Here is an 8,400-nt window from a genome sequence, read left to right as displayed (position 1 = left end):
AATCTAAAATCTAAAATCTAAAATCTAAAATCTAAAATCTAAAATCTAAAATCTAAAATCTAAAATCTAAAATCTAATACGAATCTTTGTTTGAATTTCATAACTTTACTTCATGAAAGAAACTCTTATTTCTGAATCTATTGATTTTGCTACTTCGGACTTGAAACTGAAGGGATTTAAAGTGTATGAGGTGGGGAGCGATTGTAATGCCATACCCATCTACAATCGAAGGGATTTTTATAAGATCTGTATTAATACGGGACAGAATCTTATTCAGTATGCCGACAGGGGCATTGAGACGGACGGCACTATTTTGTTTTTCGGAAACCCACATATTCCCTATTCCTGGGAAGTATTGTCTCCTTCTTATCATGGTTTTGCCTGTGTTTTTACGGAAGAGTTTTTAAAAGTAAACGATCGCTCCGAAAGTCTTCATGAATGCCCGCTGTTTAAAATAAGCGGAACTCCAATCTTTTATTTATCAGACGAACAAAAGACGTTTGTAACTTCTCTTTTTCAGAAAATGATTGAAGAACAAGATACGGATTATGTTTTTAAAGACGATTTAATCCGAAATTATATCAATCTGATTATTCATGAATCGATGAAAATGCAGCCTTCGGAAAATTTCTGTAAACATAAAAATGCTTCTTCGAGAATAACGGCATTATTTCTGGAACTTTTAGAAAGACAATTTCCAATTGAAACTAAAAACCAGCCACTTCTCTTAAAAACGCCACAAGATTATGCACAAAATTTGGCTGTTCATGTAAATCATTTAAATCGCTCTGTGAAGGAAATCACAGGAAAATCTACCACAGCACATATTACGGAGCGAATTATTAGCGAAGCAAAAGCCTTATTGCAGCATACGGATTGGAGTATAGCAGATATAGGATATTCGTTAGGATTTGAATATCCGAGTTATTTTAATAATTATTTTAAAAGACTAACGGGAACGGTTCCGAAATCATTAAGGGGGTAAATTGTTTGATATTCTTAATTTTTTGTTTGATTTTCATTATTAGGGAGCGACTTTACTAAAGTAAATTTGTCTTCACATAATCGCAATACTCCTTTGCGAGTCCTTAGGGTCAGTTAAACAGTACATTGCTGTTTTGTTCAGTAGAATTACCACAGACAAATTTGACCTAGAAAATTAGAGAATTGCATACAACAGTTTTTAATAATTAAAAAAGAAATCCTTAATACCTAAATTTTATGTCAACAAAATATAGTACCGTTACAGAGGAGGGGAAAGTTCCCAGTGCCTATATGACCGGTGATGTTTCTTATAAAAAACAAACGAGCGATATTCATCCTAAAAATACAATTATAAAAGATGTTGCTTTCGAACCGGGTGCAAGATCCAACTGGCATATCAATTCAAGTTTGCAGCTGTTTATAGCTACAGATGGGATTGGCTATTATCAGGAAAGAGGCCAGGAAATACGAACGATTCACAAAGGTCAGGTACTTACCGTATTGCCCGGAGTAGAGCATTGGTACGGCGCAACACCAAATAGTAGATATTCACATATTACAATTATTACGGAAATCGATAAAGGTAAAGGGATCTGGCTAGGAAGTGTAACAGAGGAAGAGTATAATAGTTTTGAGAAAAGTTACTAAGTTTTAGTAAAGATGCTAAGGCACTAAGTTTCTAAGAAAAAACACAAGTGTTAAAACTTAGAAACTTAGCATCTCAGTACCTTAACGCCTCAGATTATTTTTTATCTAAACTTTGTTTAAGCATTTTGGCATGCTCCAAATGTACCGTCAATGCGGCAATACTGTTAGAGGCCCAAAGTTTTATATCCTGATCTTTTGCACTTTCAGAAGCTTTTCTAAGTTCATTAATTGCTTTTTCATGACCGTCGATCATCATGTCGGCAAATTTTTTATCAAAATCGATACCTGATTTTTCGTTTAATTTATTGTATTCTTCCTGTCCATCCTCAGTTAAAGAGGTAGGCAAAGTGAAGTTTTTGGCTTTAGCTAAAGCACTAACTTCAGAGGCAGATTTGGTGTGTTGCTCCACCAGCATTTTCCCCAGTTTTTTAACTTCTGTATTGGTGCTTTTGGTTTGAGCCAGTTTTCCGATTTCAATTTCAGCCAAATTTACCTCAGTAAGATCAACTAAAAATTCAGAGTCGTCTTGTTTATCTTCAATAGAGTCAAATTTTGCTTCATTGCTATCTTCGGCGACCTCTTTTGGGTCTTCTTGTTTCGGTTCATTTTTACAGGAATTTAGAAATATTAGGATTAATCCTGCACCAAAAATAACTTTTCCTGCTACTGCTAACTTTTTCATAGTTTTATTTTTTAAATGTTATTCTGTAAAACTATTCAGAATTTTAAAGAATATCTTACAGTATTTGGTGATAATGTTACAGGATTTCTCTCTTTAACCGTTTTGAGGGTTCAATTATAAGAAAATAGGAGTGTTGTGGTGAAATTTGACTGCTAAAATAGTAGGGTAGATAATTTAATTGATTGAAATAATTTTAACAGGAATTACTGCTGATTTATTATGTTTGTAAGATCGTTTAACAATACTAAAAGACATTATATAACCGATTAGCTTATGAAGAAAATTTTACTCTTATTCTCCTTATTATGTATTGCTCCCACCGTTTTTGCTCAGATTGGTTATCAGGAACATATTGTTATAGATAATTCTTTTGGTTCACAGAGTCCTCAAGCGTTATGTACTGCAGATATTAACAAGGATGGTTTTCTTGATGTTGTTACAATTGCGACTGATGAAATCGTTTGGTATAAAAACCTTGGCGGGACCGGAAACTATAGCAAGCCCATAACTATTTCGAAAGCGAATGGTGGTAGAATTGATGTTTTTGATGTTAACAAAGATGGATTTTTAGATGTAGTTTTTACCGGAAAGTGGTCTACCTTGGAAAGAGGGGTTTACTGGATTAAAAATACAGATGGTTTAGGAACTTTTAGTGATCCTGTTTTAATAATGGCCGTCGAAAATACCAGCGACAATAGTTTAAGCTTGTATCAGATTATAGATATGGATAATGACAATGATCTTGATATTTTATATAAGGTGCCTAACAATTACGGTAATACCAGATTGAGTTGTTTGAAAAATGACGGTCTGGGCAATTTCACCCTGTCAACTCTAATGACTGATTTCCTAAGTTTTCTGGCGGTAGACGTTAATGGAGATAAATTACAGGATTTAGTGATTCGATATACGAATCAGTTAAAATTATTTAAGCAGCAGGCTAATGGTACCTACGCAACCTCTACCATATTGACCAATGTTTCAATGTCTCATAAATTTTTAAATGAAGATGTTGATAATGATGGAGATATAGATATTGTTACGGTTTACGAGAATGGAAGTAATATTGATGTGCTGTGGTATGAAAACACTGATGGACAAGGGACATTTAAAGCTTCTAAGTTTTTGGTGAATTTACCGGAATTTACCGGAAATAATTCCGGTTACGAATTGTATAGAATTCTGTTTACCGATTTTGATTCAGATGGTAAAAAAGACATACTGTTTTATTATACTAAAGGTAAAAAAGTAAGTTGGTTTAAGAATAATGGCGGTGGTGTATTTGGCGCGGAACAGATTATCAAGTCAAGTCCGTTGGATTTTATAAGTTTTGCCGCAGGAGATATGGATAATAATGGTACTAAAGATTTAGTAGCTATTTTTAATTCGGATGTAGTGCTCTTTAATAATACAGATGGAAAAGGAACATTCGCGCAAGAGAAGAAACTTTCTAAATACGCTAATTATGTTTATAATGTAGAAAGTGGTGATTTTGACGGAGACGGGGATACAGATATTGTTTCGGCATCGGGCGATCGAAAAATTGCGTGGTACAAGAATACAAATGGTTTAGGTGATTTTTCAGGCGATCAATTGCTTATTTCGGATCATACTATCAGACCTTTGGATCTTTTTGCTAAAGATCTGGACAATGATGGAGATTTAGATGTAGTGACTACTAATTATATAGACGATAATGTAGATATTACCTCGATTGTCTCGTTCGAGAATGACGGAGCGGGTAATTTTATAAATGAAAGGACGATTGCTTCGGGCACCACTGTAGAACATATAATTTTTACCGACGTCAATAAAGATGGTAAGACAGATATTATCGCTACCTATGGCGGAAATTGGGTTTATGTATCTATAAATTTAGGAAATGGAACTTTTGCTGCAAAAACAATGGTTCCATCGACAATAACCTCTCTTAAAAAGTGTTTTATTGACGATGTCAATAAGGATGGAAATGTTGATATAATAGTAATGAATTGGGGAAAAGTAGTATGGTACGAAAATGATGGTACAGGAAATTTTGCGACAGAACACGTTTTAAATCTGGATATTTATGCAGATAAGGCCAGTTACTTTTTTATGAGTGATTTAGATAATGACAATGATTTAGACATTGTATACTATGATTCAGGCAGAAGAAAGATAGGATGGTATGAAAATTTAGACGGAAAAGGAAATTATGCTACAAGTAAAATTATCATTAATACTCCAAAAGCCATTGCTGCATTATCTTTGTCTGATGTCGATAAGGACGGTGATATTGATGTGATGTACAATATGGTTACTGAAATCCCAACGACCTGGCATGAAAATTTAGGTGCCGCAAATATGGGACCGGCAAAAGTATTCAGCGAGACTACTACTAATTTTGGTAATTCCAAGTATGCAGATTTAAATGCAGACGGACGTCTTGATCTGGTTTCTTTTATGACTACTGAAGATAAAATTGCGTGGTATGAAAATCTGGGGACTTTTAAAAACACAATTCATGGAACGATTCGTTTAGATATTGATAACAATGGTTGCGATCAAACGGATTTAAATGTGCCGGAAGTATTAGTGTCTACCTCAAATGGTACGAATACCTTTTCGATGTTTGCAAAACCAAACGGAGCTTATAATTTTGTTGCAGATGTCAATACCTATACCACTTCAATAGTATCACCGGAGAAAAACTACTCCGCAACACCAGCGAAATATGTTTCGACGTTTACTGCTGAAAATCAAAGCGAAAAAGTTGATTTTTGTTTAGTACCAGCTTCATTGTTTGATGATTTGGAGGTTAAAATATATCCTTATGGTGAACCAAGACCTGGCTTTGCATCCAAATACAAAATTCACATTACAAACAAAGGAACCAGTGTGAAAAGTGGTTCAATGTCGTTAAAATTTAATGATTCGAAACTAACCTTTGTTTCAGCAAGTGAAAATACAGCAGGACAAACCTCGAATACCCTTCAATTTGCATATAAAAATTTAAAAGCATTTGAAACCAAAACAATTGAGGTAACTTTTAAGGTTTTAACGATCCCTACTGTAAATTTAGGAGAAAAATTAGTGTTCAATGTTGCATTGCCTGTAGGAGCAGATGTTAAACCTGTTGATAATGAATTTGTATTAAATGAAACTATTGTGGGGTCTTATGATCCTAATGACATCAGAGTTTTAGAAGGAGAACAGATTTTAGTTGCTGATGCTGATGAGTATTTGCATTATATTATTCGCTTTCAAAACAAAGGGAATTCTTATGCGCAAAGAGTCAGAATAACTAACCTTTTGGATGATAAATTAGACTGGACAACACTGAAACTTGAAAGTTACAGCCATAACAATACAGTAAATATAAAAGACGGGAAAGAAATAGAGTTTGCTTTTGATGCGATCTATTTGCCAAGTTATCTGGTAAATGAAGAAGGCTCTAATGGCTATATTGCTTATAAAATTAAAGCAAAATCGGGTGTTTCTACAGGAGATATCTTTAAGAACAATGCTGCTATTTTCTTTGATTATAATCCGGATATAAAAACCAATACCGTTAGTACCGAAATTGTTGACAAGAAACTTAGTACAGGTGATTTTTTAATAGAAAAGGTTGTTGCTTATCCGAATCCAACAAAAGGGTTGTTTACGATTCAGTCTAAGGATAAAACGATCTCAAAAATTGTAGTGTACAATACCTTAGGGCAAATCGTTTTAGTTGCTCCGCATAAGGATAGTATTGATTTATCATCTTTAAGAAACGGCATGTATTTCGTAACGATATTAGATAATCAGGAGAAAAAGACAATAGTAAAAGTGATCAAAAATTAGATTTTAACTGTACTTAATTTTTCAAATGAAAGGGAGCTCAAATAATGAGACTCCCTTTTTTGTTCTGAAAAAATGAGATAGGTATAGCTGTAAAAGCAAAAGGACAAAAGAAGAAGATCTCTTTTGTCCTTAGATGCTATTAGTATGAAAAACTAATCTTCCCAACCACAAAGTGTTAGTCCGTAACCCTGAGCCTTAGAGACAGGTACTTTAGTAATTTCGTGCCGGCAGGCGGTTAATCCGCGACAATTTTCAGTATAATGGTACTTTTTTGCTCCCACTGGACCACAGATATAAACTTTGGTTTCTATTGGGCGAAAAGAAGCAAAAAGTACAAATGATAAGATAATAGCATATTTCATTTGATTGAATTTGGGGTTGGTTTTTAATCGACTACTAAGAGGTATTTATTTCCTTGCTTGTCTATTGCTTTCAATTTTCCATGAGCGATCCATACTGTTTTAATTTCGATATCGGCAATGGTATCAAAAAGTAGTATTCCCGCTCCGTATTTCCCTTCGACATTAATGTTTCCGAAAACGGAATCTCCTTTAGAATTAATGCCTTTTACATCATAATTATATTCATAATGAGATGGTGTACCCGTTCGGTATTCGTACTGATTTTTGCTAGCTACATGATAGGTTTTGGCTTCTTCCGGAGTAATAACTTTACGATCATCGACTGTAACAGTTTTCTGGTAGAAAGTATTTATTTTCTGCGGTTGAACCACTTTTTTGCAACCGACCAGGGCTGATAGAAATATTAAAAGTAGATTTTTGATCATATTTATACCTGAATTTGAGCCACTTCGTAGTTCTCAATAGTTTCCAATAGTTCTTTTTCAAATAAATAGACATCATCTATGGATTGAATAGGTTGACGAACCTCATTTTTATTGTCACTAAAAAGACTGATGTATTTTTTGCTTCCATTAAGGTGTAATCTGCATATAGGCTTACGGTTATTATCATCAAGCAGTATTCCGAAATAAGATTGTGTATCGCGATAAACAATTCGGCTTGTAGGAAGTTTTCGTCTCAATATAGCCACGACAATTCGGTACCCTTCCAGTTCTTCTTCGGTGGTGACAATTTTAGTATCTTCCGGAATGGCAATTTCTTCAGATTCTTCTTTTTGTTTTTGGTTTTCTTTATTAATTGCGGCGTTCAGACGGTCATTGATCTTTTCACTGATAAATTGATTAAAACCTTTTTGTACAAGATCTTTAAATTCATCAACTACTTTTTCGGTTAATCTTCCGGTATATACTTTATTGGCAAAAAGCTTTACAAATTCATTAGATGGGTTTTGCAATTCATTGCCAATTTGTTTCTTAATTTCAGTGGTGTATTTAAGTAAACTGGCATTATTCACAATTTTGTTCACATCAAAGTTGGATTTATGAAATTTAATTATTTCACTTATCGCATTATCCTTTAGATTTGTGATATCAAATTCTAAAAATGGTTTTTGATCCATTTTATTTTTTTCATCCAAATCGGTAAAAAATTGGTAAGTAATTCCATTCGTTAAAAGGGCAAACCGTGTTTTGGTAACATGAAAATAGCGGAACAATTGAGAATTATGAATGGTAAGATTCTCTTTCCAGCTCTTGCATTCCATAATAAGAATGGGAGCACCGTCCTGGAAAATAGCATAATCTACTTTTTCTCCCTTTTTTAAACCCAGATCGGCAGTAAATTCAGGAACAACTTCGGTTGGATTAAAAGTGTCGTAACCCAATATATTTATAAAGGGCAATACAAAAGCATGTTTGGTCGATTCTTCAGTTTCAATTCTGTCTTTTAGCATTGTGATTTTATCTGCTAAAGCTTTAAGTTGAATGTTTATTTCCATAGTGATATAGTTTATTAATGTTTTGATTATTTAACCAAATGTAAATCCAATAGAAATCAATAGTTTATGGTAAACCGTAAACTGAGATTTTTTTGTATTTTTCTCTGTTATTGAATAATACAAAAGACAAAGAGGACTTATGAAATCCTCTTTGTTAAACGAATTAATAGTTCATTTTTAATAATTAACTCAAGTCGTCAGGTGAAATAATAATGTATACTGTAAATTGTATACTGTAAATTGTAAAATGTATATTGTAAAATGTGTACTGTAAAAAGTAAAAAGTATGTTTAATTGGTTACTATCTTACAAGGTATGAAGATATAGTTGTGTCAGATCATTGAAATACAACAACAATACACTTAAATTCTAACGCTTTGCTTAAAGGCAAGAAAATCATT

Annotated in this window: 7 protein-coding genes; 3 read left to right on the top strand and 4 right to left on the bottom strand. The window is 33.4% G+C overall.

Features of this window, described 5'->3' with window-relative positions:
* The first annotated feature begins 112 nt into the window (after positions 1 to 112).
* Together G3A47_RS15945 and G3A47_RS15940 are read left to right on the top strand one after the other, a co-directional pair.
* Positions 113 to 985: a helix-turn-helix domain-containing protein gene (locus G3A47_RS15945; protein ID WP_166924079.1), complete on the top strand. Its 873-nt coding sequence runs from the start codon at positions 113 to 115 to the stop codon at positions 983 to 985.
* Positions 986 to 1,221: 236 nt separating this feature from the next.
* Positions 1,222 to 1,632: a cupin domain-containing protein gene (locus tag G3A47_RS15940; RefSeq protein WP_166924077.1), complete on the top strand. Its 411-nt coding sequence runs from the start codon at positions 1,222 to 1,224 to the stop codon at positions 1,630 to 1,632.
* Between the two features lie 94 nt (positions 1,633 to 1,726).
* Here G3A47_RS15940 and G3A47_RS15935 read toward each other — a convergent pair whose 3' ends face one another.
* A complete protein-coding gene (locus G3A47_RS15935) occupies positions 1,727 to 2,314 on the bottom strand; it encodes a DUF4142 domain-containing protein (RefSeq protein ID WP_166924075.1) in 588 nt (195 codons plus the stop codon).
* 273 nt (positions 2,315 to 2,587) lie between these two features.
* Between G3A47_RS15935 and G3A47_RS15930 the strand changes: the two genes are divergently transcribed.
* Positions 2,588 to 6,139: a T9SS type A sorting domain-containing protein gene (locus tag G3A47_RS15930; protein WP_166924074.1), complete on the top strand. Its 3,552-nt coding sequence runs from the start codon at positions 2,588 to 2,590 to the stop codon at positions 6,137 to 6,139.
* A gap of 152 nt (positions 6,140 to 6,291) precedes the next feature.
* Here the strand turns inward: G3A47_RS15930 and G3A47_RS15925 are convergent, their stop codons facing one another.
* The 3 genes from G3A47_RS15925 to G3A47_RS15915 are packed head-to-tail and all read right to left on the bottom strand — an operon-like array spanning position 6,292 to position 7,999.
* Positions 6,292 to 6,501, bottom strand: coding sequence for a hypothetical protein (locus G3A47_RS15925; RefSeq protein ID WP_166924072.1), 210 nt, complete (start codon positions 6,499 to 6,501; stop codon positions 6,292 to 6,294).
* A gap of 23 nt (positions 6,502 to 6,524) precedes the next feature.
* Positions 6,525 to 6,926, bottom strand: a complete 402-nt coding sequence (locus tag G3A47_RS15920; RefSeq protein ID WP_166924071.1) for a hypothetical protein — start codon at positions 6,924 to 6,926, stop codon at positions 6,525 to 6,527.
* A 2-nt stretch (positions 6,927 to 6,928) separates the two neighbouring features.
* The gene (locus tag G3A47_RS15915; RefSeq protein WP_166924069.1) at positions 6,929 to 7,999 is read right to left on the bottom strand and encodes a type I restriction endonuclease; all 1,071 of its coding nucleotides are present in this window, start codon (positions 7,997 to 7,999) and stop codon (positions 6,929 to 6,931) included.
* Positions 8,000 to 8,400: the final 401 nt, after the last annotated feature.

Origin of the sequence: Flavobacterium poyangense (genome assembly GCF_011751075.1) — a bacterium.
Taxonomy (GTDB): domain Bacteria; phylum Bacteroidota; class Bacteroidia; order Flavobacteriales; family Flavobacteriaceae; genus Flavobacterium; species Flavobacterium poyangense.
Note: the sequence above shows the minus strand (reverse complement) of the source record. Positions and strands in the feature narration are given on the sequence as shown.